General features: G+C 47.0%; 20 protein-coding genes. 12 read left to right on the top strand and 8 right to left on the bottom strand.

The window, feature by feature from the left end; all coding sequences use genetic code 11:
• Positions 1–3: 3 nt before the first annotated feature.
• Positions 4–1299, bottom strand: a complete 1296-nt coding sequence (locus DLM76_RS16520) for an ATP-dependent 6-phosphofructokinase (RefSeq protein ID WP_118957259.1) — start codon at positions 1297–1299, stop codon at positions 4–6.
• Positions 1300–1406: 107 nt separating this feature from the next.
• On the opposite strand from DLM76_RS16520, the gene DLM76_RS16515 reads away from it, so the two are divergent.
• Positions 1407–2351, top strand: coding sequence for an LIC_20087 family outer membrane protein (locus DLM76_RS16515; RefSeq protein ID WP_118957172.1), 945 nt, complete (start codon positions 1407–1409; stop codon positions 2349–2351).
• Between the two features lie 88 nt (positions 2352–2439).
• On the opposite strand, the gene DLM76_RS16510 is transcribed toward DLM76_RS16515, so the two are convergent.
• The 5 genes from DLM76_RS16510 to DLM76_RS16490 form a co-directional block, all read right to left on the bottom strand.
• Entirely contained in the window at positions 2440–2769 is a 330-nt protein-coding gene (locus tag DLM76_RS16510; protein WP_118965877.1) for a hypothetical protein, read from the bottom strand.
• Between the two features lie 44 nt (positions 2770–2813).
• Positions 2814–6560, bottom strand: a complete 3747-nt coding sequence (metH, locus tag DLM76_RS16505; protein ID WP_118965876.1) for a methionine synthase — start codon at positions 6558–6560, stop codon at positions 2814–2816.
• A gap of 46 nt (positions 6561–6606) precedes the next feature.
• Complete coding sequence (locus DLM76_RS16500) at positions 6607–6906, bottom strand: ferredoxin family protein (protein ID WP_118965875.1); 300 nt, start codon at positions 6904–6906, stop codon at positions 6607–6609.
• A 76-nt stretch (positions 6907–6982) separates the two neighbouring features.
• Positions 6983–8293 (bottom strand): adenosylhomocysteinase, encoded by a 1311-nt coding sequence (gene ahcY / locus DLM76_RS16495; protein ID WP_118957176.1) that lies wholly within the window; start codon positions 8291–8293, stop codon positions 6983–6985.
• A 1-nt stretch (position 8294) separates the two neighbouring features.
• On the bottom strand, positions 8295–9272 hold the full coding sequence (locus DLM76_RS16490; protein ID WP_118965874.1) for an ArsR/SmtB family transcription factor: 978 nt from the start codon (positions 9270–9272) through the stop codon (positions 8295–8297).
• A gap of 532 nt (positions 9273–9804) precedes the next feature.
• Here DLM76_RS16490 and DLM76_RS16485 point away from each other — a divergent pair.
• Together DLM76_RS16485 and DLM76_RS16480 are read left to right on the top strand one after the other, a co-directional pair.
• Positions 9805–10401 carry a TetR/AcrR family transcriptional regulator gene (locus DLM76_RS16485; protein ID WP_118965873.1) on the top strand — a complete coding sequence of 199 codons (597 nt, stop codon included), beginning with the start codon at positions 9805–9807 and terminating at the stop codon, positions 10399–10401.
• Entirely contained in the window at positions 10398–10826 is a 429-nt protein-coding gene (locus DLM76_RS16480; RefSeq protein ID WP_118965872.1) for an acyl-CoA thioesterase, read from the top strand. Before DLM76_RS16485 ends, DLM76_RS16480 begins: the two co-directional genes overlap by 4 nt.
• A gap of 203 nt (positions 10827–11029) precedes the next feature.
• Here the strand turns inward: DLM76_RS16480 and DLM76_RS16475 are convergent, their stop codons facing one another.
• Positions 11030–11860 carry a TIGR01458 family HAD-type hydrolase gene (locus DLM76_RS16475; RefSeq protein WP_118965871.1) on the bottom strand — a complete coding sequence of 277 codons (831 nt, stop codon included), beginning with the start codon at positions 11858–11860 and terminating at the stop codon, positions 11030–11032.
• 111 nt (positions 11861–11971) lie between these two features.
• On the opposite strand from DLM76_RS16475, the gene DLM76_RS16470 reads away from it, so the two are divergent.
• From DLM76_RS16470 to chrA, 6 genes are all read left to right on the top strand, one after another.
• Positions 11972–12964 (top strand): LEA/WHy family protein, encoded by a 993-nt coding sequence (locus tag DLM76_RS16470; RefSeq protein ID WP_241548274.1) that lies wholly within the window; start codon positions 11972–11974, stop codon positions 12962–12964.
• 163 nt (positions 12965–13127) lie between these two features.
• On the top strand, positions 13128–13643 hold the full coding sequence (locus tag DLM76_RS16465; protein WP_118957181.1) for an LB099 family protein: 516 nt from the start codon (positions 13128–13130) through the stop codon (positions 13641–13643).
• Positions 13644–13664: 21 nt separating this feature from the next.
• A complete protein-coding gene (locus DLM76_RS16460; protein ID WP_118965870.1) occupies positions 13665–14231 on the top strand; it encodes a tetratricopeptide repeat protein in 567 nt (188 codons plus the stop codon).
• A 194-nt stretch (positions 14232–14425) separates the two neighbouring features.
• Positions 14426–15838 carry a polysaccharide deacetylase family protein gene (locus tag DLM76_RS16455; protein ID WP_118957261.1) on the top strand — a complete coding sequence of 471 codons (1413 nt, stop codon included), beginning with the start codon at positions 14426–14428 and terminating at the stop codon, positions 15836–15838.
• A gap of 44 nt (positions 15839–15882) precedes the next feature.
• Positions 15883–16629 carry a class I SAM-dependent methyltransferase gene (locus DLM76_RS16450; RefSeq protein ID WP_118965868.1) on the top strand — a complete coding sequence of 249 codons (747 nt, stop codon included), beginning with the start codon at positions 15883–15885 and terminating at the stop codon, positions 16627–16629.
• The gene (gene chrA, locus DLM76_RS16445) at positions 16626–18002 is read left to right on the top strand and encodes a chromate efflux transporter (RefSeq protein WP_118965867.1); all 1377 of its coding nucleotides are present in this window, start codon (positions 16626–16628) and stop codon (positions 18000–18002) included. The genes DLM76_RS16450 and chrA overlap by 4 nt, the downstream gene beginning before the upstream one ends.
• Here the strand turns inward: chrA and DLM76_RS16440 are convergent.
• The gene (locus DLM76_RS16440; protein WP_429946432.1) at positions 17993–20875 is read right to left on the bottom strand and encodes an adenylate/guanylate cyclase domain-containing protein; all 2883 of its coding nucleotides are present in this window, start codon (positions 20873–20875) and stop codon (positions 17993–17995) included. The genes chrA and DLM76_RS16440 overlap by 10 nt on opposite strands.
• Before the next feature lie 508 nt (positions 20876–21383).
• Between DLM76_RS16440 and DLM76_RS16435 the strand changes: the two genes are divergently transcribed.
• From DLM76_RS16435 to DLM76_RS16425, 3 genes are all read left to right on the top strand, one after another.
• Positions 21384–22988 carry a diguanylate cyclase gene (locus DLM76_RS16435; protein WP_241548290.1) on the top strand — a complete coding sequence of 535 codons (1605 nt, stop codon included), beginning with the start codon at positions 21384–21386 and terminating at the stop codon, positions 22986–22988.
• Between the two features lie 129 nt (positions 22989–23117).
• Complete coding sequence (locus DLM76_RS16430) at positions 23118–25055, top strand: long-chain fatty acid--CoA ligase (RefSeq protein WP_118957187.1); 1938 nt, start codon at positions 23118–23120, stop codon at positions 25053–25055.
• Positions 25056–25228: 173 nt separating this feature from the next.
• On the top strand, positions 25229–25648 hold the full coding sequence (locus tag DLM76_RS16425) for a DoxX family protein (RefSeq protein ID WP_241548273.1): 420 nt from the start codon (positions 25229–25231) through the stop codon (positions 25646–25648).
• Positions 25649–25682 lie beyond the last annotated feature (34 nt).

Genomic DNA, 25682 nt, shown 5'->3' with positions numbered 1-25682 from the left:
ATCTCACTTCGCTTCCAAGTGAGCCGGTTGTCCGGTCGAAGCCAAAAGAGATCTCCAAAGAGTACTCTTATCCGGTTGTAAAACCTTTCGTTCTTGAATCGCGACCGCGATGGGAAGGTGCGTAAATACGTTGTTCCACATTCCCACGACCATATCCGTTTTGCCAGCCATCGCCGCGTGAACCGCGTTCTGGGCGAGAAAGCCGCAGAACACCGAATCTTCCGCGTTAGCCGGAATCGATCGTATGATATAACTCGGATCGATGTATTTGATGTTCACGGGGATATTCTCCTTTTTGAAAAATTCCCCCATCGTGTCCTTCAGAAACAATCCGATGTCTTTCAGCTTTAAGTTGCCGGAAGGATCTCGTTCGCCGGTGACGTCGAAAAATTTTTGACCGGCTCCTTCCGCCGCGATGATGACCGCGTGTCCTTTTTTTAGGATTCTTTTTTTGAGGTCGTCCAGGAACGCCCCGTTTCCAAAAAGATCGAAGTTCACTTCGGGAATCAGACAGTAGTTTACGTTCCGGGACGCAAGAGCCGCGTTGACCGCGATGAATCCGGAATGTCGTCCCATCAACTTGACAAGACCGATTCCGTTCGGTGCGCCTTTCGCTTCCACGTGCGCGCATTCCACCGCTTCCATCGCCTTGGAAAACGCGGTGGAAAAACCGAAGGTCTTTTGGACGTAGTTGATGTCGTTGTCGATGGTTTTCGGAATTCCGATCACGGAGATTTCTTCTCCGCGTTTGGCGATCTCGTCCACGATTTCCCGGGCGCCGCGCAGGGTTCCGTCCCCGCCGATACAAAAGAGCATCTTGACTCCGTACAAACTCAGATAATCCACCATATCCACCGCGGATTGATTCCCACGGGAAGAAGCGAGCATGGAACCGCCTTCTTCCACGATATGCGCCACCTTCTCCGGAGTGAGTTCGATCGGTTTATGGGAATATTTTTTGACGAGTCCTTGATACCCGTACTGAAAACCGAGGATGCGCGAAACGCCGTAACGATAGTAAAGTTCCATCACGATCCCCCGGATAACGTCGTTGATTCCGGGACAAAGTCCGCCGCAGGTTACGATTCCCGCCGTCACTTCCTTGGGTTGGAAAAATATTTTTTCCCGAGGACCGGCTTGTTCGAAAAAATCGGGACCGCTTTGTATGTAGGAATTCCAATCTTCCTCGGATTGAAACACCGTTCTGAATAAAAGCCTGGAAGAATCGCTAGTATAGTATTCATAATCCGCGGGACTAGGAATTTTACATTCGCCGAAATTTTTGATTCGTGTATCCATGTTTCCTCGCGCAGATATTCCGGGAATTCCGGGAAAAATCATCTCATTTTGCAATTTTCTACTGACAGTTCTGTTCTATTTCTATAGTCTTACAGACAGAACGGTTTATGAACAAAAAGAGATCCTTTATTCTTTCCTTATTTTTGTTTCTGTTCGGAGTTTCCGTTTTTTCGGTGGAAGATCCGACCTTCAGCCCGTTTTCACCCTACCACCTTTCCCGTGATTTCGATCTCAATCGTCAAAAATATCTGCAGGTGGTCGCTATTCCCTACAAGGACCCGATGGAACTCAAACTCGGACCGGAATACGACACCGCACCCGAAAAAAAATCCCCCGCTCCGACGTTCATCGTAACTCCGGGTCTTTCCTTTTCGGGAATGTTTCAGCCGTTTTTATTTTCCGTTGTTCCGCACGGCAGCGTTCAATTCTTACCCGTATCCGAAACGGTTTTCGTAAACGAAACTTCTTCCAGAACCGGAAAACTCGTATCCGGCGCCTTCTCCGAAAAAAGAACGATGGATCGAATCACCGATTCCAGAAACCAGATGCAAGGTTTCGGTTTACAGACGTTCGGTTCCAATCCGCTTCAAAACGGAAGCAGCTCGGGTGTGATGTTTTTGTATATGAAACGTCATGCGGGCTTGGAGATGGATTTTAACGCGAGAATGATCGGAAACCAAGCCGGACTTGCCGTGTTGGAATCCGCCAAGTCCACGATCGCATTCAATTATTCCGTATTTCCCGAAATCGGAGAAAGTTCCAAGATGAACTTCTTCCTTCAATTCTCCAGCATCAAACGCTTTCAGGACCGCAACCTCGGTTACGGTGGAACAGGCGATCCGGGAAGCAACAACATGCGCGGTTTGAAATCGTATGAATATTATTTGAATCCGGGGATTTCCTTTTCTTCCAGAAACTTAAGTTTGGAAGGAATGGTGCGCGTTCCCGTTCCCACCGCGGCACAGCTCGCGGGAGAACAACATCAGTGGATGCAGGATGTGCAGGGAATTTTGGGAATCAAATACAGCTTTTCCGAAACTTCACCTAAATAACCGCAGACGAATCCTTCCGTCTAAAATCGCGCACCATTTTCCCATCGCCAACTTGAATCGATTCGCTTAGCGCCGCGAGAAATAGAACTTATTCGATAATTCCCTGTTTTTTGAGGGAGAACGCAAGATCCATCTTGCTGATCAGATGTTTGGCCCTTCCAAAACGAATCATACGTTCCGGCGCCGTATTCTGTTTGTTCGAAAAAATCTCTAAACAAGTTTCGATTACCGGGCAAGAATGATCGGTGCATCCGATTTCGGTTAACTTAAGAATTTCGTTTCCCGTAAGGCCGAGCGGTTCTTTCAGCCATGAAATCAGCGTGGGGTGAAAGGAGAATTCTTCGGACGCGTTTCGAGTCTCCGAATAAACGGGACCGTGATTGTGTACCGAAGAATGATTGGGGACCGCCGGTTTCATAGCTTCTAGTTAGACGAAAAAAATCGGATCCTTTTCTAAGATTCCTACTTCGCCACGGAAATTGCAAGCGGATCGTACGCGAGGTTCGGCGCGAGCCAACGTTCCACCTCTTCCACTCTCATTCCTTTTCTTTCCGCGTATTCCTCGATCTGATCGCGATTGATCTTTGCGACCGCAAAATACTTGGACTGAGGATGCGCGAAATACAATCCGCTCACAGAACTTGCAGGCCACATCGCGAAATGTTCCGTAAGCGTGATTCCCGTGTTCTTCTCCGCTTGTAATAAATCGAACAGAACCCGTTTTTCGGTATGATCGGGAGAAGCGGGGTATCCCGCCGCGGGACGAATCCCTCTGTATCGCTCGCGGATCAAATCCTCCGGAGAAAGATTCTCGTCCTTATCGTATCCCCAGTATTCTTTCCGGACTTTATAGTGCATGTATTCCGCGAACGCTTCCGCGAAACGATCGCCTAACGCCTTCGCCATGATCGAGTTGTAGTCGTCCTGATGGTTTTCGAAATCTTTCGCGAATTCCTCGACCCCGTGTCCGGCGGTCACCGCAAATCCTCCGATATAGTCGATTCTTCCAGACTCTTTCGGAGCGACGTAGTCCGCCAAACAGTAGTTAGGTTCCGTTGCGTCCTCTTTCTGAATCTGTTGACGCAGAGTATGGAATACGGTGAGAAGTTTGGAACGTTTTTCGTCTTCGTAGACTTCGATATCGTCTCCGACCGCGTTTGCGGGAAAGATTCCGATCACTCCCTTGGTTTTAAAGAGTTTTCCGTCCACGATCTTCTTCATGAGTTTTTGAGCGTCCGCGAAAAGTTCTCTCGCTTGTTTTCCGGTCGTTTCGCTTTCCAAAATCGCGGGGTATCTTCCCTTGAGTTCCCACGCGGTAAAGAAAGGAGTCCAGTCGATAAAAGGGATCAACGTTTCCAAAGAAACTTCTTCGTCGAAGACGCGAACTCCTGTGAACGCGGGTTTGTCGATCGGAGTCGTCGCCCAATCGATCGGATCGCGATTCTCTCTGGCTTGTTCCAAAGAAATCAACTTTCTTTCGGCTCTGGTGTTGAAGTAATTCTCCCGTGCCGCTTTTTGATCTTCTTTTACTTTTTGCGTATAGGCTTCGTTCAAATCCGGATGAAGAAGCTGATTGACCACGTTCACGACTCGGGAAGCGTCCACAACGTGAACGACCGGCTGATCGTATGCGGGCGCGATCTTGACGGCGGTATGCGCGGAACTTGTGGTCGCGCCTCCGATCAAGAGAGGAACTTCGAATCCGGTACGTTTCATTTCGGACGCTACGTGAACCATCTCGTCGAGAGACGGAGTGATCAGTCCCGAAAGACCGATGATGCTTACGTTATGCTTCTTTGCCTCTTCGAGGATCTTATCGGAAGGAACCATCACTCCCAAGTCGATCACTTCGTAGTTGTTGCAGGCAAGAACTACGCCGACGATGTTCTTACCGATATCGTGAACGTCTCCTTTGACCGTAGCGATCAAAAATTTAGGGCGGGCTACCGCTTCCGACGATTGGTTCTTTTCCTCTTCCATAAAAGGAAGCAGATAAGCAACGGACTTTTTCATCACACGCGCGCTTTTTACGACTTGAGGAAGGAACATTTTTCCGGCACCGAACAATTCGCCCACGATCTTCATCCCGTCCATCAACGGACCTTCGATGACGGTTAACGGACGTCCGTATTTCACGCGCGCTTCTTCCGTATCCTGATCGATGTATTCCACGATTCCTTTGACGAGTGCGTGGGAAAGTCGTTCCTCTACGGAGGTCCCTTCTCTCCAAGCCTCTTCTTTTTTCTCGGACTTGTCTGCGCCTCCGGCTTTGATGCTTTCCGCAAACTCTACGAGACGTTCGGTCGCGTCCGGTCTTCTATTTAAGATTACGTCTTCCACATATTCCAATAGATCTTTCGGGATCTCTTCGTAGACCGCGAGCATCCCCGCGTTTACGATCGCCATGTCCATTCCCGCTTGGATCGCATAATACAAGAATACGGAGTGCATCGCTTCCCGTACGGGATTGTTTCCGCGGAACGAAAAGGACACGTTGGATAAACCGCCCGATACTTTTGCGCCCGGGCAGACTTTTTTGATCTCGCGAACGGCTTCGATAAAATCCATCGCGTAGTTGTTGTGTTCCTCGATTCCCGTTGCGACTGTAAGAATGTTCGGATCGAAGATGATGTCGGTCGGACTAAAGTTCGCCTTTGTCACGAGAAGGTCATAGGCGCGTTTGCAGATGCGGACCTTATCGTCTTTGGTCGCCGCCTGTCCTTGTTCGTCGAAGGCCATCACGATCGCCGAAGCTCCGTATCTCCGGATCTTTCGCGCGTATTCCAGGAATTTCTCCTCTCCTTCTTTGAGGGAGATCGAGTTTACGATCGGCTTTCCTTGAATACACTTCAGACCTTCTTCGAGTACGCTCCACTTGGAAGAATCGATCATGAACGGAACTTTTGCGATGTCCGGTTCGCCCGCGATGAGGTTCAAGAAATGTCTCATCGACGCCTCTCCGTCTAACAAAGCTTCGTCGAAGTTGATGTCGATGATGTTCGCGCCGGCTTCCACCTGTTGTAACGCGACGGAAACCGCCTCTTCGAAGTTTCCTTCGATGATGAGTTTCTTGAATTTCGGAGATCCGGTTACGTTCGTTCTTTCGCCTACGAGTAAAAATCCCTTGTCCGGAGTGATGTTCAACGGTTCGAGACCGGACAACCGGGTGACCTCGGGAATCTGCGGAAGAATTCTCGGCTTCTTTCCGTGCACCGCTTTCGCGGCCGCTCCGATATGTTCGGGAGTCGTTCCGCAACAGCCTCCCGCGATGTTCAGCCAGCCGGAACTTGCAAATTCTTGAATGTATTTTCCGAATTCTTCCGGAGTTTGATCGTAACCGCCGAATGCGTTCGGCAATCCCGCGTTCGGATAACAGCTGATGTAACAGGAAGAAACTCTCGCGAGTTCTTCGATATAAGGACGCATTTCGTCGGCGCCGAGCGCACAATTGATTCCGACCGAAAGAGGATTGCAATGTGCGATGGAATTGTAGAAAGCCTCCACCGTTTGACCGGAAAGGGTTCTACCCGAAGCGTCCGTGATCGTAACGGACAAACAAACCGGAATTCGAACTTGCAAATCTTCGAATACTTGTTCGATCGCAAAGATCGCGGCTTTCAAGTTGAGAGTGTCGATGTTCGTTTCGGGAAGGAGAAGGTCGACTCCCGCTTCCACAAGCGCGCGCACTTGTTCGTAAAACGTTGCGACGAGATCGTCGAAGGTCACTGCGCGAAATGCGGGATTGTTCACATCCGGAGAAAGCGTCGCGGTCTTTGTCGTCGGTCCGATCGCCCCGGCTAAGAAACAAGGTTGATTCGGATTCGTCTTTTGAAATTTCGCGATCGCATTACGCGCGCAAACGACCGCGGCCTTATTCAAGTCAGCGACCAAAAATTCCGTTTTATAATCCCCTTGCGAGATTTGATTCGAACTGAACGTGTTCGTTTCTAGAATGTTCGCGCCCGCTTCCAAAAACTTCAAGTGGATCGCTTCGATCACGTCCGGTCTTGTCAAACAAAGTAATTCGTTATTTCCTTTGAGAGGATGAGCGTGATTTTTGAGAATTTCTCCGCGAAAGTCGTCTTCTTGAAGGGAGAATCTTTGGATCATCGTCCCCATCGCGCCGTCGATGACGAGAATTTGTTTTTCGAGAAGGGAAAGCAGTTCCTTGGAGGAAGGATTCGTGTAGTTCTGAACTTTATAAGTCATGAGCAAGCTTCTTTGATAATTCTAAATAATAATATATCGTAAAATTCTAATATTCCGGATTGATACATCCCTCTTTTTTCAAAGGAACTTTCACATCCAAAATCACGGGAGAATGTTTCGATCGTACCGCATTCTCCGCAATCCATCCGTGCCACACGGAAGGAACTTCGTAGTCAGGGTAGATCGCTTCCACAGGACATTCCGGTCTGCATTTGTTGCAATCGATGCAGACGGAAGGATCGATGTAAAGACAATCGCTTCCTTCCCGAAAGGCCTCCACCGGACAAACAGCGGCACAGTATGTGTATTTACAATGCCTGCAGGGTTCCGCGACTACATAGGCCATTTTATTCGGAAAGACCGATTCTTCCGATACGAAAACCCGGGTCGGTAAACCCGGGATTTTCGCGTCGAACGTCGGCTTAGTATCTGTAATGCTCCGGTTTGAAAGGTCCGTCGACCGGAACTCCCAAATAGTCGGCTTGTTTTTGGTTCAGTTTTGTTAAACGAACTCCCAACTGCTCGAGGTGAAGAGCGGCGACTTTCTCGTCCAAATGTTTCGGAAGAGTGTAGACTCCCAACTCGTATTTGTTGTTGTAAAGTTCGATCTGAGCCAATACCTGATTCGTGAAAGAACAAGACATCACGAAAGAAGGGTGACCGGTTGCACAACCGAGGTTTACAAGACGTCCTTCCGCGAGAACGATGATGGATTTACCGTCCGGGAAAGTGTATTTATCAACCTGAGGTTTGATTTCCTTTTTGGTTACGCCTTTTTCTCCGTTCAATCTGGACATTTGGATTTCCGTGTCGAAGTGTCCGATGTTACAGAGAATCGCTCCGTCTTTCATCGCTTTCATGTGTTCGAGAGTGATGATGTCGTCGTTTCCGGTTGCGGTTACCACGATATCCACTTGTTCTATGATGTCTTCCACGCGAAGAACTTGATATCCTTCCATAGAAGCTTGCAAAGCGCAGATCGGATCGATTTCGGTTACGATCACTCTGGAACCGAAGTTGCGAAGAGAAGCGGCGGATCCTTTACCAACGTCTCCGAAACCGCAAACGAGAGCCACTTTTCCGGCGAGCATAACGTCGGTCGCTCTTTTGATACCGTCTGCGAGAGACTCGCGGCATCCGTAGAGGTTGTCGAACTTGGACTTAGTGACGGAATCGTTTACGTTGAACGCAGGAACTTTCAATTCTCCTTTTTTGAGGAGTTTGTAAAGACTCTTAACGCCCGTAGTGGTCTCTTCGGAGATACCGCGGATTTCGCTTAACAATTGAGGATATTTCTCGTGGATGTAAGCGGTAAGATCTCCCCCGTCGTCGAGGATCATGTTCGGTCCTTTTTCTCCGAAGAAGATGGTCTGCTCGATACACCACCAGTATTCTTCTTCCGTTTCACCTTTCCATGCGAAAACGGGAATTCCCGCTTTTGCGATCGCAGCCGCAGCGTGATCTTGGGTGGAGAAGATATTGCAAGAAGACCAGCGAACCTCCGCTCCCAATTCCGTCAGGGTTTCGATCAGAACCGCGGTCTGAATCGTCATGTGAAGAGATCCAGCGATTCTCGCACCCGCCAAAGGTTTTTTACCTTTGTATTCTTGTCTTAAAGCCATAAGACCCGGCATTTCTTTTTCGGCCAGAATGATCTCTTGTCTTCCCCACTCTGCCTGGGAGAGATCTTTTACTTTATAGCTTAAGCCTTTTTCCTGTGTTGTTGCGGACATTCTAGTCCTCCTTTTTCGTTGCTTGAATGATCAAAATTTTGAAAACGTTACCGGTATCGAATTCTTCGTGAGCCGTAATGGTGAAACCCGAAAGTTCCAGCCAATCCTGAAGAAGAGAATAATCGAAGCCCAGCCAAAGATCGGAAAAATTATCCCGCATGAATTCCTGATTGTGTTTTTTCAAATCCACAAGACAGAACACGCCGCCGGGCTTTAGAATTTTATAAATTTCACGAATAACCGCCGGAGGATTGGAAAGGTGATGAAGCACCATCGAAGCGACCACCGCATCCGCGGATCGAGTCGCGGAAGAAGCCACATTCTCCAGTTGAGAATGAATCAGGGATACGTGAGAATTTCCGGCGAATGCGACTTGCGCCTCTTCCACCATTTTCGGGGAAGAATCCACCCCGATCACTTGATCGGATTTGGTAAGAAGATACGGAATCAAACCGCCCGGTCCGCAACCTAGATCGTAGATCACGGAAGACGAATTCGGCAGATAGGAAAGAATTTTTTTGCGATACAAGGCGGGATCGAGTACATCCTTCTGAATGGATTCCCAATCCTGAGCTACATTATTAAAATAGAATGTGTTTTTCTGATCTCTTCTGGAAAGGATTTCCGAAATCTGAAGTTGGTCCGGAGTTCGAAACGGAAGATCGTCCTTATGCGAAAGAAGAAGTTCGGTGACTTCCGAAGCGAAATCGGGTTCTTTCTTTTCTTCCGGAATCCGGTAATAAACCCAAGAACCTTCCCGCTCCGGAATCAGAAAGCCCGCGTCGGTTAAAATTTTGAGATGTCGGGAGACGCGTGACTGACCCATTCTCAAAACTTCCGTGATTTCTTGTACGTTCAAAGGGGATAGAGATAGAATATGGAGAATTCGAACTCTCGTTTCGTCCGAGAGCGCTTTGAGCGCGGAGAGAATCTGTTTCGGGCTGGTTCCCGAATAAACTCTGGCTTCTAAAGTCTCCATTTAGGAGGGGATATCAAGATATCTTGATATCTGCAAGACTTTTTATGAGGTTGGGCTAGAATTCTTTGCGAATAAAAGTGACATAATTTTTAGGAGGAAAGTTGGGATTTCTAAGAAGGTTTTTCTGTAAATTTTGAATTTGCAGGAGTTCCCACACGATTTGAGGGACAAAGTAGGCCTTTTCTCGAAAATTGTATGAGCTCCTACAAAGTTCCGAACTAAAATCGAACATTTACCGAAGAGACAAAGATAGAATTCGATCAATTCTTAGTTTATACATTGAATTTTTGTGGTAGTTCCACATGGGTTGGAACGGTAATTCACTCGTTCTTTCTAAGATTTGTATGAGTTCCCACAAAATTGGAAAAACGAACGAATCCTTCTGGTCGGAAAATTGATAGCAAACCCGGAAATCACGGTTCGGGTCTCGCAATCCCCTCATTTCGAATTTTCGATCCAAGTTTGAAATTTCATTTGCATTAAATATGACCAGTCGCTTTAAATATACAAATCGAAACACAACAGAAACCGTATGAAACTCTCCGCCGAAGACTCCGTAGCCAAACGAAAGACGATCCTCGAAGCCGGAATTCGACTCATCCGACAAAACGGTCCGGATGGAATCGGAATCCAAGAAATCGCAGACGAAGCGGAAATCCCCAAGGGTTCCTTTTACAATTACTTCCCTTCCAAGGATCGATTTTTGATCGAAGCCTTGGAAGATTATACGCGAAACGCGATCTCTTGGAACGATCAAGCCCTGCAAAAGGCGGGACACGGAAGATCCGCCCTCTTCTCCTTTTACGAAGAAAAAGTGAAGCTCGAAAAGCAATTCTTAAAGGACGGGCTTTCCTGTTTGATCAGCGTCTTATCCCAACATTCTTCCGAAAAAAAGCCGGAACTGAGAAAGGAACTCGGCCGTTCTTTGGATGCGATCGCAAACGCGATCCTCAATTCTTTGCAAGTTCCCGCGGACGATTCGACCGCGGACAAGATTCTCCTGTTGATTCGAACCGTGGAAGCGTCCTGGAGAGGAGCGATGCTTTTGGCAAGAGCCACAGGAGATGAATCGTATCTCGAAAACTTCTTAAGCGTTCATCGAAATCTCATTTTAGGAAAGGAACTATGAAATCGGAAACTTCTTCGCTGATCAAAAAAGGTCATGAAACTCAAATCGTCGTTCGTTGGGACGAACTCGATCCGAACAATCACGTGAACAATAAAAACTTCCAAGGATATTTGGACGAAGCACGCATGAGAGCCATGCGCGATTGGGGTTTTTCAATGGAGAAGCTGCGTGACGAAGGGTTCGGTCCGATCATTCTTTCGATTCAACTTGAGTTCAAACGGGAAATCGCATATCCCGAAACGATCACGATCGAATCGGATCTGTTTCTAAAGTCTCCTACCCGCGCGGTGTTTGAGCAGAGAATCATCTGCGGTAGGAATCAAGCTCTTTCCTGTAACGCAAGTACGGATTGGGTGATTCTCAACTTAAACTCAAAACGTCCGGCCAAATTTTTGGAAGCGATCGGTTTGGAACAACTTGTATGACCTCGTTTGTTTCAGAGCAGCTCGGTTCGTCAAAGTTGCGGCTGCAACTCGATGCCGCGTAACCGCAACTTACGTTAGAATTTTTTAAAATTTAGAATCGATTTAAACGAATTTCAAAACAAAGTCGATTTAGCATTCGTTAAACGAACAAATCTAAGAAACGTTCGGTTGTACCCATACGTTACGCGTTCTTATCCGAGCATTCACTCATATTTGGAACGTTCCCAGGCTTGATTTTGGAAAAAAGGGATCAAAGAACCGATATTTTCCCAAACTCCATCGGGTCGTATGTTTGAATTTTGTAATATTCCATTTCTATACTTCCCGGTCTGAACGAGAATTCCCCCGATTCCGCAGGCTTGCGCTCCGCCCACGTCCGAATCGAGATCGTCTCCGATGAGAATCGTGGAGGACGCTTCCGCGGAAAGAATCTTCAGCGCCGCGTTGAAAAAAGCGGGTGAAGGTTTTCCGATGATCTCCGCTTTTACTCCGGTTGCGTATTCCAGTCCCGCCACGAACGCTCCTATATCCAACTGCAACCCTTCTTCCGTTTGCCAATACTTTCCTTTGTGAAGCGCGATCAAGCGCGCACCATGCTTCACCTTTTGAAAGAGATCGTTGAGAACCGCATAACTCCATTCTTTCCCGATGTCTCCGATCAAAACGGCTTCGGGATGTTTCGTTTCATGAGGAATTCCTTCCAGATCGTTCCGCGCACCTTCGTTCATAACGAAAAAGGTTTTTGGATTTCCTGTTTCTCGGACGTATTCCCGAGCCGCACTCGGCGCGTTGAGGATTCTTTCCTCCTCGATGGGAAGTCCGAGCCGTTGTAAGAAAGAAGCGAGAGCCTTTCTCGATTTCGTCGTCGTGTTCGTGAGAAATAAATGCGGAATCCGATTCGTTTGCAGATAAGAAACCGCGTCCTTGGCTCCGGGAAGGAGAACATTGCCCGTATGCAATACCCCGTCCAAATCCACCAGAACGGCTTGTACGGGCGTTTTGAGAGTATTTCGTAGATCCTTGTTTTCCTGCATAGAATGCGATTCTAAAGCATTTTTCCGAATTTGCGATTCTCTCTTTTGAAAATCTTTGTTTCCAATTCGGTTCCGCTTCCCTATATCAGTATTACAAATTTGGAGGATTCCTTGAAATCAAAAATAACCCTTCTCCTGTTCTTCTTTCTTTTACCGATTCTCGCAGGTTGTGCGGAATTGCAGACCTTGAAAGGCAAGATCAAAACTCCCGAAATCTCCTTTGAAAAGGTGGAAATCGCGGAAATCACTTTGGAAGACATCAAACTCGTCATTCAATCCGAAGTTCGAAACCCGTATCCGATTTCTCTTCCCTCTTCCGGTCTCGAGTTGGATGTTAAGATCGAAGGAACGCAGTTCAGTAAGGTGAAACTTGCCCTCGATTCCATCCAAGGTTCTTCCAAAAAAAATCTTCCGATCGAAGTGAAGTTGAAATACGCGGACCTCGCCGCCTTGTATAAAAAAGTTCCCGGTAAAAAAGAACTTCTGGTCCGGGTGGAAGGGGAAGCGTCTCTTCCGATTCCTTCCAAATATGCCGCATTAGCCGGGACGGACGCGTTGAAGTTTCCGTTTCAAGACGAACGATTGATCCCAGCCGTTCTTCCGAACATCGAAATCAAAAACTTTAAGATCATCAAACCGGACGTTGCAAAGATTACGGAATCTGCAAATAGCGCGGAGCTGGCTAAGAAGGCCGTTTCATTTTTGGACGCTCTTCTTTCTCCTAAAGCGAAGAAGTCTCCCGGCTCCGCTTTGAACGCAGGGTTGGAAGCCTTGGATATTTCCATCGATACCGAGTTCGATCTCGTATTGAATAACAAAGCGGCTTCCGATCTTCGCTTTCAGGATCTGAACTTCGAACTCTTTCTGGAAAACGATAAGTTCTTAACGGGTTCTCCGGTGAATATCACCAACAACGGTAAGGAATCGATTCTTACGATTCGCACAAGCTTTCCTTTGAAGTCCGTTTCCACTTCGATAGCAAACGCGGTTACTAAACGGAGTTCTTCTTTTCGTTTAACGGGAAAAGCCGCAGTTGTATGTCCGGGAGTTTCAAGTGATCCGATCGGCTTCGGATTTATAAAAGAGGGTAACTTTCGCTGGTAAGTATTGAATTACATCGGATGTACTTGCAACGATTACAAATACATTCGAGAAATTCTTTTTCGTTTCATAAAAATGTTTTCAAGTTAACCATATTATGATAAGAATAGTTCCTGAATTCGGAGAATCGAAATTCTCCGAATAGGATAAATGAGCGTAAAACAATATGGAAATCTACGAAAAAGAAAAACGGAAACTATTAGCAGCATCGACACCGGAGCAGTACATCGAGTTATCGATTAAATCGAAACTGACTGGGCCTAAAAAATCCAGCATCACTTCGGAATGGTTAACATCTACCGGTTACACGATCGATGACATCAAGTATGCAAGAAACCGACACCCCTTCTGGAGAAAGAAGAGGAACCAAGGTTCGTACGAACGCAACAGCAAACGTCTGGAACAGCACAACTATTACCGAACCGATCAGAAGATCGTTTGGGATAAGGATAAGCTTGCGAAGTTCTTCGACCTCAACTCGAAAGGTTTAACCGATCACGAGTTGGCGAGAAGTTTCAAAACTTCCATCCCGGCGGTAAATCATATTCGCAGAAAGTTCCGATTTGCATCGCAGCTTCTCGAACTCGAGAGACAAAAACCGGCTAAGGGCGGAATTCTGAAACTCTGCTCTCACAGCGAATCGGTCTTAAAGAGATTGATCAAGGAGAAGGAAGGAAAATAAACTCCTTACGGAGGTTTTCCGATGCTCCCTTTCAATCTTGGACTCCAACTCGGTTCGATTTTTATTTTTTGTCTCAGCATTACCCAGTTTTCTTCCTGTTCATCCGAACAGGAGAAAACTCTGGAGCCGCTTCCTCCGCAAAAAATCACTCCCAATCCGTTTCAACAGGGGAATTCCAAGCTCAAAAACGGAGAATTTCTGGATGCGATCGAGTTTTATTCCAGGGATTTGGATATAAATCCGAACAATCCCTTTTCTCTCAATAACAGAGGAATCGCCAAAAGCAAGTCCGGCGACGCAGCGGGTGCGATTTCGGATTATACGCAAGCCATAGAACGCCAGGAAAACTATGCGATCGCTTACAACAACCGCGGGTTTGCAAAGATCAAACTTTCCGATTACCCGGGCGCGATTCAGGACTTTACAACGGCTCTTCGTCTGAAATCGGATTACGCAAACGCATGGAACAACCGCGCCGTGGCTCATTGGGCGATCAAGGATCGACAAAACGCATGCGAAGATTGGAACAAAGCCGAGGCTCTCGGTCACGGAGAAGCCTCCAAGTCCTATCTAAAATTCTGTAATTAGAATTCTCCGGGAATCGCTTGCCGAGGAAGGTGCTTGAAAAACACTAACCGGAGAATCTTTACCCGGACTCCGGAATGCAAACTACACAAATTAAAGCTCCTATCAAAACGCAATGTCACCGTAACAAAAAAATTAAGCTGCAAGGTTCTGTCCCAAAGGGACAGGTTCTTATTTCTCAAAAAGCACAAACCCGAATCTCTTCCTTGTTGATCTTCGCCGTTCTTTCGTTTACGGCGTCTTCGATTCTGATCGCGTCTCCCGTGGACGACTTCCTCAATCCGGAGAAAAAAAGAAAGACTTCCGCTTCTTCTCCTAAAAAAGAAACACCCGCTAAGACGAACGCGGCTTCTGCCACAAACGATGATGCAGTCCCCGAAACCGTTTCAAAAAAGAATCCGAAAGAAAAAACGGAATCCGCCGAAACGGTAGCGGGCGATTCCGATGCGGACGACAAGACTTCACATAAAAAATCAAAGAATTCTAAAGTAAAAAATAAGAAAGAAGAGAAATCGAAGGAACAAAACGCTTCGACTTCCAAAAAGAAAAAATACGAGGACGCGCTTCCTACCGTTAAGGACGATACCCCTTCCACTCCATCTTATTCCACGCAAGGAGTGGAATCGGTTTCCGGCGGCGGAGTTCCGGTTCTTTGTTATCATCACTTGGCTGCGGAAGGCGGTCCGATGGGAGGTTACAACCTTCATCCGAATCTTTTGGAAGAACAGTTTAAGTTCTTAAAGGCCGCGGGTTATAAAACCGTTCGTCTGGATCAGTTCTATGCGTATATCAACGGAAAAAAACCTTCGGACTTTCCGGACAAACCGATTCTTCTTACCTTCGACGACGGCTCCAGAACGCATCTCGAAGTTCTCGTTCCTTTGTTGAAGAAATACGGATTTACCGCTTCGGTTTTTATTTATCCTTCCATCATTTCTTCGGGGAAGAAATATTACATGACCTGGGAACAACTCAACGGCGCTCTCGACAGCGGAGTGTTGGATTTGGGTTCTCATACATTATATCATCCTAAATTACCTACGATGAGCCGAACCTTGATCCGCAAACAACTCTTGGAATCCAAGGAGATCTTGGAAAAGAAAACCGGAAGAAAGGTGGTAGACCTTGCGTATCCGTTCGGTCTTTTCGATCCGAGAGTCATCGAAGAAGCGAAGGCCATCGGTTATAGAATGGCGTTTACCGTAAATCCGGGAAAGAACGTTCCGGGAGTTCCGGTTTACAACGTGCATCGTTCCTTAGTTCCTTGGGGACAATCTCAATCGGCGTTCAATTCGATTCTTACCATGGCCCCTCCTCCTAAGATTTCGATTTCGATTTTGGACGGAGCTTGGGTAAAGACCGGTCAGGAATTTAAGATTCATCTGGAAGGAGTTCAACCCGACTCCGTAAGCATCAAGATCAAAAGCAAGAACGTGATCGCGGAAAGTCAGGCTCCCGATTATACGGTGCGCATTCCCGATTTTGCGCGGAAATCTACGTTTCTTCCGTTGATGGTTCAGGCCAAAACGAAGGACGGAAAACAGATTCAATATCAATATCTTTTTATCAATCAAAAAGAGTTTAAAAAACATCCGGACGGAAGTTTTTAAATTCCTACTTGAGTTTTGAAGATGATCTCTGTAAGCATGGGAGTATGAGTTTCAGAGATCATTTTTCCTCCCATTCCTCCTCTTACTCGGAATACCGCCCCGGTTATCCGAAAGAATTATTCGTCTATCTCAAAAGTCTCGTACCGAACGGAACGACCGTTTGGGATTGCGGGACCGGAACGGGACAAGCCGCGGTTTCCTTGGGAGAAGTCTTCGACAAGGTGATCGCGACGGATCCGAGCGCCAATCAGATCGCAAACGCTGAACCTCACAAAAACGTGGAATATCGAGTCTGCAAGGCGGAAGAATCCACATTAGGAAATCATGAAGCAGATTTGATCACGGTCGCTCAGGCGTTTCACTGGTTCGATTTCGAGCCGTTTTACAAAGAAGCCGCGCGCGTCGGAAAAAAAAACGGGGTTCTCGCGATTTGGGGATACGGACTGCATCGGATCACGCCGGAAATCGACGCACTCATAGGTAAACTCTACGGCGAAATCGCGGGTTCGTATTGGCCTCCCGAAAGAAGATACGTGGAAGAAAAATACGCAACGATCCCGTTCCCGTTCGAGGAAATTTCCCCTCCTACCTTCAGCATGCAGGAAGAATGGACCGTAGAACAGGTGTTAGGTTATTTGAGAACTTGGTCCAGCGTTCAGAAATACATTCAAAAAAACGAATCCGATCCGGTGTTGCTTGTGGAAACGGAAATCGCCAAGGCTTGGGGCGACGTATCGACCAGGCTCGTAGAATGGCCCTTGTTCTTTAAGATCGGAAGGCTTTCGGGTTGATCCCTTCGTTCGGAGAAGCCGTTCGTTTCTGGTTTCGACTCGGCTGGTTGAGTTTCGGCGGTCCCGCCGGACAAATCAGTCTGATGCACAAAACCCTTGTCGAAGAAAAGAAATGGATCTCGGAAGATAAATTCTCCCACGCTCTCAACTATTGCATGTTGCTTCCCGGTCCGGAAGCGCAGCAGCTCGCGACGTATCTCGGTTGGATTCTGCACGGAACCAAAGGAGGAATTTCCGCGGGTCTTTTGTTTATTTTTCCTTCGATTTTGATTTTTATCTGTATTAGTATATTCTATTATACGTATGGTTCCGTTACTTACGCGATTTCGTTTTTAAACGGAATCAAACCCGCGATCCTTGCGATCATCGTTTTGACCTTCGGGAAAATGGTTCGGAAGAATTTGCAATCGAACGGTCAGAAACTTTGTTTCGTTTTGACGGCCGCCGCGATTTTGTTTTTCGGCGTATCGTATCCGGTTCTTCTTTTGTTTGCGGGCGTTTTGGGAGCGGCCGCATGCTATTTTGAAAAAAGTAAATCGAACGTTTCGCAGGACGCACGGAGCGGAGAAATTACATTCAAACAATCGAATCTATCGGATGCAGCCAACGTTTCATCCGAGGGGATCTATTTACAAACGGTCTTTGACGATAAACGAATTTATACTTCGGAGATTCTAAAAAACTTGAGTCGAGCCGGAAGCGTCGGCTTGATTCTTTGGGCCTTACCCTTTCTCGGAATTCTATTCTTTCTTAAGACCGAATTCGCGTTTTGGAAAGAATTGATTCTATTTTTCACGAAGACCGCCTTTGTGACGTTCGGCGGTGCGTACGCGATTCTCCCCACGGTTGCGGATTTCGCGACGAGACAAGCGGGTTGGATTCGTACAAACGAAATGATAGACGGACTAGCCTTCGGTGAAAGCACGCCCGGACCCTTGGTGATGGTATTGACGTTTATCGGATTTTTAGCAGGAGCGCATCGATTCGGTACGATCGGCGCGGGAGTGTTCGGACTTTTGCTGACCGCGTATTACACGTTTCTTCCATCGTTTCTTTTGATCTTAGGCGGAGCGGCTCTTGTCGAAAAAACCAAGGAATCCGAATTCTTTCGGATCGTATTGAGTTATGTTACCGCCTGCGTGTGCGGAGTAATCTTTTATTTGGCGGTCTTTTTCGCGAATTCGATCCTTTTTAAGACGGGAGCAACTTTGGGATCCTGGTTTCAGAATCCCCTCTTACAAACGAATTGGTTGCCCCTGTTTTGGACGATGCTCGGCGTATTCTTTTTAATTCGTAAAAAAGAATATTCTATTTTTTGGATATTCTTCAGCGGGGCCGTCTTTTTAGGCGCGGAAACGTTCCTTCATTTGTGAGTTCTCGTATAAACTCCGTCCCAGGTTTTTTCCGGCGGATTGTGTTTGTATTCTTCGCAACGATCGATGAGAAGAACCGCGGCCTTATCCTTGCTTCCTCTTGTGATCTGCGAACTTTCCAAAAGTTCCTGTGCGAGAGACCATTCCCGATTGAGATACGCTTCGAATCCTTTCGTAAATTCGAGCACGGACGCTTCGAGTCTTTCGGACACGTTATCCGGTTTTCCGATCAATTCGTAAAGTCGGACCGGTTCATTCTTTCCTTTGACCCGAACCACGTCGAGCAGCCTCGTAAAAAACTCGTCCTTGATTTCGTGCTGCACCGATTCGCTCACGAGAATGCTGACTCCGTAGTCCTTTCCTGCGGCTTCCAATCTCGCGGCAAGGTTGACCATGTCTCCCATCATCGTATACGCCGAAATCGAATCCGTTCCCATAAAGCCCACTTTCGCAAGACCCGTGTTAAGACCGATTCGAATCTGCATCTCCTGCGCCTCGGGGATATAAGCCTTTTTTGCCTTCCAATCCTGCCTGAGAGCTTCCAAAGTTTCGATCATCTCGACCGAAGCGCGCGCCGCTTTGAGACAGTGTTTGTCCACTTCCACGGGCGCGTTGAAGATTCCCACGATCGCGTCCCCGATGTATTTATCCAAAACGCCTTCGTGTTTTTTGAGGATCAGGGTCATCGCGGAAAGATATTCGTTTAACAAAGACGCTAATTCGACGGAAGTTAATTTTTCGCTAATATTCGAAAAACCTGCTACGTCCGAAAAGAAAGCGGTCACTCGTTTTTCGCTGCCTCGTTTGAGAGCCGCGAGATCGACCATCGCTTCGCTGACTACGACCGGATCGATCATCGTCCCGAGAATATTCTTGATCTTCTCGCGTTCCTTCAGGCCGGTCACCATCGAGTTCAAAGCCACGGTCAAGGTTCCCAATTCGTCCTTACCGCCTTGTTCGAACTGAACATCCAGGTTCCCCTGACCGACTTCTCGAGCGTGAAAGATGATTCGTTTGATTTTTTGAACGACGAAACCGGAAATCAAAATCGCAAGAACGATCGCCGCGGAACAGATAAGCATCGCCATTCCGATCGTCGAATTTTTGTTCTTCTGAATCATTTCCAATCCTTCGGTCCGATCTACGAGGGTTCTGGAAATGCCGGAAAGATTTGCGGAAAGAATCAAAGAGCTTACCTCGTCGCCCGAATCGGCAAGAAGCGGTTTAGAATCGAGGTTCCAAAGAATTTCCTCCGCTTCTCCCCTCGAATTCGCGATGATTCCGTGCGGAACCAATTTTTTCAGCTGAGGAGTCGGCGTTTCGCTTTTACCGGAATAAATCCATTCGCGAATCGCTTCCCATCGTTCTTTGGAAAGAATTTGTTCTTTCGGATTGCGGAGATAATCCTGATAATCCCCGGAGGTTTGACTAAACCGTAAAACGATGAGATCCTCCAAACCCGCGTTTCTAAGCTCGCCTAACGCGTCGATCAGAACGTCGGTTTCGCTTTGGATGGGATAGGATTTCGTCGTGGGAACCGGATGTTTGGTTTTAAGCACCTTGAGTTTTTGAGCGGTTTCCACTAAGTCCTTCTTATCTTCCGAATGTTCGTCGCGGAACGTTTCAAACGCCGCGTTTCGATCCTGAATCAGTTTCGCATAACGTGCATAGAGATCGTTGAACGATTTGTCCTTAAACGGAGGAATCGGCGGCTTCTTCTCCTTCAGTTCCTGAATTCTTTTTCTCAAAGGAGTTACGAGATCCCGGATCTGCGCCGCGAAAGCCGCGTCCTGTTGCAGATAACGCACCGCGAAGTCGGGCAATGCTTCCCGAAGACGGGTCGCTCTTTCGGTGGAATTTTGATTTCTAAAAATCGGAGAATACAAGGTCTGCAATTCCATCTCTCCGATCGTATACGAGTTCTGATCCGTATCCTGCGTAAAATCCAAGGAAAGAATTTTCGCGATCGAATCCTTTAAGTTCGTATCGATATCGTGCAGAAAGATGTTCGAGTTGATCGAAACGTCCGGCTTGAAGATCTTCGTATCGAAGGAAGGAGTGAGATTCTCCTTGATCTGATTGGAAATCACGGGGAAGGTTTGAATCCGATATTGCGACATGTTCAAACCGAGTTCTTCGATCTTTCTATGTTGTTTGGGAAGCGCGATCTCTAAGATGGAATGATCCAGATGCGATCTCGTTTTTTCGATCCCGTTTTTGAGATTGTCCATTCCGTGTTCTAGATCCTGTTTTTCACGCTCGGTGGTTTTCTCCTGAGAATGCAGTTCGTCCCATCTTTGTTTTTGTTCGTTCAGATCCGCTTCCAAAACGGCGATCTGATGCGCCATGTTTTTGAGTTTGGTATACACCGCGTCCGAAACCGCAAGACCGTTCGGATCCTTTAACAGCGATTTGGTTCTCTTTTCGAGTTCTTCGATATCGGTTTTGGAAAGATATACGGAATAATACGTGTCCTTGATCGAAGACTTTTTCTCTTTACCCAAAACTCCGAAGAGTTTGGTCTTGAATCCGAAAAAACTGACTTCCTTCGCCTGTTGCGTGACGACTTTGGTTCTGTATTTACGCAACGCCTGACTTTGACGTTTGACCCGTTCCCGGAAGGATTCCACACGAATCAAACTGCTGGAGATGTTTTCCAGTTCGAGAACAAGGCTTCCGATGTAATGTCTGGAAATTGCGGCTTCTTTTTCGTAACTTTGCGTAAGAATTTCGGTTTGCTGATGAACGTCGATCGCGGAAAGAATCATAACGGTCAAAGCGATCAAGGCGCCGGTAAACAGCGCGAGTTTGGCTCGGATTCCCAGATAAAAAAGGTTTTTTATATCGATGAGAAGCGCGAAACGTCTTCTCAATTTTTCAGGGAAAGACTTCCCTTTGGATTCTTCTGTTTGGGTCGGATCGCTAGCCACAATGGTATCCTTTTTTTCTCGGTCTATTCTCACCAATTTGGAAAACACCCGATACGCGAGTCACGAATTTAATCATTCAGTATAATGAATTTTACGAGTCCCGCAAATCCGTTTTTTCAGGCAATAAATTCTTTTTAGGAGCCGTTTAAAAGCCGGAAAAAGAGGATTTCTTTTTTGCGTTTTTTACGGAGAATTCGGATTCCGGTCGAGGGGAAGAATTTGCATTTCTATCGTCTATGAAATCTAAATTCTCCCGATGAATGAACAAATTTCGAAAGTCTTTGACAAATCTATAATACAACCCAATTTGTTCCGGATGCGAAATTCCGTTCGAAAGAAAATCTGGTTTGTTTTTTTCGGCGTTTTTCTTTCTGCCCAATCGTTATTTGCGATCGATCCGGTCACGGTCATCCGTTCGGATTTCCCCGGAAAACTTCCGCTTTTGAAATCGGTGTATTTCGTACGCGACCCGGATTCCCGTTATCTTCCCGAACAGTTTTTTTCCGACCTTCCAAACATTCCCGTACAGGAAGTGAAGAACACCACCTTCGGCTTCGGATACGATCCGGTTCCCTATTGGCTGGTGTTCGACGTGGAAACCCCGGAAACGATCGACCGGGAATTCACGTTAGCCTTTCATTATCCTCATTTGGATCAGGTGGATCTTTATTACCGCGCGTCGAACGGAGCCAAGTCGGAGTTTAAGACGGGAGACACGCTTCCGTTTTTGTCCAGACCGATCGAAAACAGACTTTTTTTATTTCCGCTTCCTCTGGGAACCAAAGGCAAGACGAGAATTCTCGTCCGCGTTTTTACGGAAGGCGCCTTGAGTCTTTCGATGACCCTTTACGAAAACAAAGCCAGAATCCGAGACACAAAAGTCGAACTCGCAAAAGACTCGGCTTTTTTCGGAGCGCTGGCCGTGATGGCTTTTTTCAACTTCTTTCTTTACGTGGGAATCCGGGAACGATATTTATTATATTATTCTTTTCTAATTCTTTCGGTTTTGATTCATCAGATCATTCTGCCGGGTTACGCGTTCGAATGGTTCTTTCAGAATCAGCCGGTCTTCATCAATCAATTCCATTTGGAAGCGGTTGCGATGATGATGATTTTTATGGCCTTGTTTCTTTCCTCGTATTTGGAAACGAAAAAGAACTCCGCCCTGCTCAACCTATTCCTAAAAGGTTCTCTTTGGGTCGGAGTTGCGCTCGGATTTCTCATTCCCATCGTTCCCGGACGGTATTTGATTCCGTTCACGTCTTTGTTTCCATTGTTGCAGATGACTGTGATCTTTCTGATTTCGTTTATCCGAGCTTTAAGGGGAGATCGGAAGGCGATCATCTTTTTAACGGCTTGGTTCTTTACGCTTTCCGGAGGAATCATCTTCGCGCTGAGCCGATTCGGATTCTTTCTCAAAGACGCGCCGGCGATTCCGTTTTTACAAACCGGAATCATTCTGAGCGTATTGTTTTTATCCCTCGCGCTTTCGGAACGAATGAGAACAATTCGGAAAGAAAAGGAAGAAATCGAGGAATATGCCGGAAAACTCGAAGAGCTTTCCTACATGGATCCGTTGACGAGAGTCTTCAACCGAAGATACTTCGACGAACAAATCCGCATGGCTTGGAGCCGGGCATCCAGACATCATTCTCCGCTTTCGCTTTTGATGATCGACGTGGACTTTTTTAAACAGTTCAACGATACGTACGGCCACGTCGAAGGGGACCGCGCGCTCGTCCGTGTTACAAGGGAAATCCGCGCGAGCCTCAGAAGATCGCACGATATGGTCACTCGATACGGAGGGGAAGAATTCGCCGTCATTCTTCCCGATACTCCGATCGAAGGGGCGGTCGTCGTCGCATTAAATATTTTGGAAAAGGTCGAAGCCTTGGAGATCGTTCATATCAAAAGCGCGTTTGCCAAGATAACGGTTTCGATCGGAATCGCCTGCACTACCGAATCGGAAATCGCAACCGTACAGGATTTGGTTTCGATTTCCGATCAGAACCTCTATCAAGCCAAAAGTTTGGGAAGAAACCGCATTCAACACTGATCTTTTGCTCCTATTTTTTCATTCTTTGCATAGAATCGAACGAAATCGCATCGTTATAATTTAGGATTTTATTGATAATAAAAAATTTTCTCGACTCGAAAAACGGTTTTTGTAGAATCCTTCCCTGCTATGAAAACCAGTACGATCCCTAAAATTCCATCCAGAACACTATACCATGTTATGAAAGCGTCTGCGGAAACGTTCGCAGATTCTACCGCTCAATATTACAAACCGGATGGAAAGAATTATCAACCGAACAGCTTTAAGAATCTATATGAAACCGTTCAACAAATCGGCTGCGGTCTGATCTCTTTAGGACTCGAACACGGAACTCCGATCGGATTGATCGCGGATTCCGGCGCGCGTTGGATTTGGTGCAGCATGGGAATCACCAACATCGGTTGTGTGGACGTTCCCCGCGGAACCGATTCCACCGCGGAAGACTTACGTTACATTCTCAATCACGCGGAATGTTCGATCGCGTTTTTGGAAAACGAAACCGCATTGAAAAAAATCCTGAGTCAAAAAGCGGACTTCCCTCATCTGAAAAAGGTGATTCTATTCGATCAAAAGGGAACGATCGACAACGCGGAACCGTTCGAAGTCATTTTGTTAAACGACTTGATTCAAAAGGGAAAGACTTGGATCCAATCGAAAGGAAAGGACGAGTTCCACAAACGCGGTTCCGCAGTCCGAGAGGACGACTTAGCTACCATCGTCTATACTTCCGGAACCACGGGAAAGCCGAAAGGAGTGATGCTGACTCATAAGAACATCGTGTTCAACGTGGACGGTGCGCTTCAAGGGGACGATCTCCAAATCTATCCGACGGACAGAAGCATGGCCTATCTTCCTCCTTGGCATATCGCCGAACGTCTGGTGGAAACCGTTTGTATTCGTGCAGGCGGAGCGGAAGCGTTCACTTCGATCACCACGCTGAGTCAGGATCTCGCGGATATTAAACCGACATTGCTTCTTTCCGTCCCGAGGGTATGGGAAAGTCTTTACAACAAAATCCACGATAAGGTAAGAAGCGCCTCTCCCGTACAACAGGCGTTATTCGGAGCGTTCAAGGAGATCGCCGTCACCTACTACAAACACGTATCGAGACTGCAAGGTTTGGAATATTCTCTCGTGGAACAATCCACCTTCGCATCTTTATGGCAGAAATTCATTTCATTGTGGATCGTGCTTCTACTCTGGCTTCCGAATCAAATCGCGCAGCTCGCATTCAAAAAAATCAAAAATGGGTTGGGAGGAGAATTACGCTTCGCGCTTTCCGGAGCCGGAGCTTTGCCTCAGTACATCGATACGTTCTTCAACGCGATCGGAATCCCCATCTTGGAAGGATACGGTATGACCGAGTTGTCCGGAATCTCCACGAGACGAATTTTCGGCGAGATCACCGTGGGAACGCTGGGACGTTGTATTCCCGGAGTTCAGATCAAGTTGATGGACGAAAAAGGAAACGAGATCACAAAGCCGGGCGTCAAAGGAGTCGCGTGGCATAAGGGCGATCACGTAATGAAAGGATATTACAAGGAACCGGAAAAAACGAAGGAGATTTTGAGTTCGGACGGATGGTTGAACTCGGGGGATCTTTTGGCCTGGACGACTTCGGGAGAATTGAAATATTCCGGAAGAGCCAAGGATACGATCGTACTTTTAGGCGGGGAGAATTTGGAACCGGAGCCGATCGAGTTCGCGCTCGTTCGCAGTCAATTCATCCTACAAGCGATGGTGGTCGGACACGATCAGAAAACTCTCGGAGCGTTGATCGTTCCGAACGAAGAGGCTTTGGAGAAATATCTGAAGGATCTGCGTTCTAAAATGTTAAGCGAAGTGAAGAATCTAAACGGAGACGCGGACGTGATCTCTCTCTTCAAAAACGAGATCAAGAACCTCGTTTCCAACGAAAACGGATTCAAAAATTTCGAAAAGGTATCCAGCTTCCGGATTTTGGACAAGAAGTTCGAACCGGGCGACGAGCTCACGCAAACGATGAAAATCAAACGAAACGTGGTGGCGGATAAGTACAAAAAGGAAATCGAAGAGATGTATCGATAGGCTTTCTCTCGTCCTTTTAAAAAAAGAGCGAGTGTTTCGAAAGGATGCCCGTTGCGGAACGATCGGTTCCCATCGGGCTTTTTTATTTTTCAACGCCGGCAAAAACTTTCCAAAGATGTAACCCTTGCTTCGCGGCATCGAAGAAGTTTGCAAGTAACTTAGGAGCCTTGTTCTTGCAACCATCGGACCCTTCCCGCAAAAAAATCCTTCTCTATCTTCTGCGAACGATCGTCGCATTCATCTTTTTACAAACCCTTTTTTATAAGTTCACGGCCGCTTCCGAGTCGGTCGCGATCTTTTCCAAATTGGGCGCGGAACCTTGGGGAAGAATCGGAACGGGAATCTTGGAACTCGCCGCATCGATCCTACTCTTTCTGCCCGATCCGCGTTTGCGTTGGACCGGTGCCTTGCTTGGACTCGGTTTGATGTCGGGTGCGATTCTTTCCCATTTGTTCGTGATCGGAATCGAACAGGAAAACGACGGGGGGTTTTTATTTTTTCTCGCGCTTGCAAGCGCGGTCGTCTGCGCCCTACTTTTATGGCTGGAGAAAGAAACTCTAACAGATGTTTTGCGGAAACGAAACCGAAAATAAGCTTTCCTAGATTCGGAATCCGATTAAACTCTCT

It is taken from the genome of Leptospira yasudae (assembly GCF_003545925.1).
Lineage (GTDB): Bacteria > Spirochaetota > Leptospiria > Leptospirales > Leptospiraceae > Leptospira > Leptospira yasudae.
This window is presented reverse-complemented; position numbering and strand designations above follow the sequence as displayed.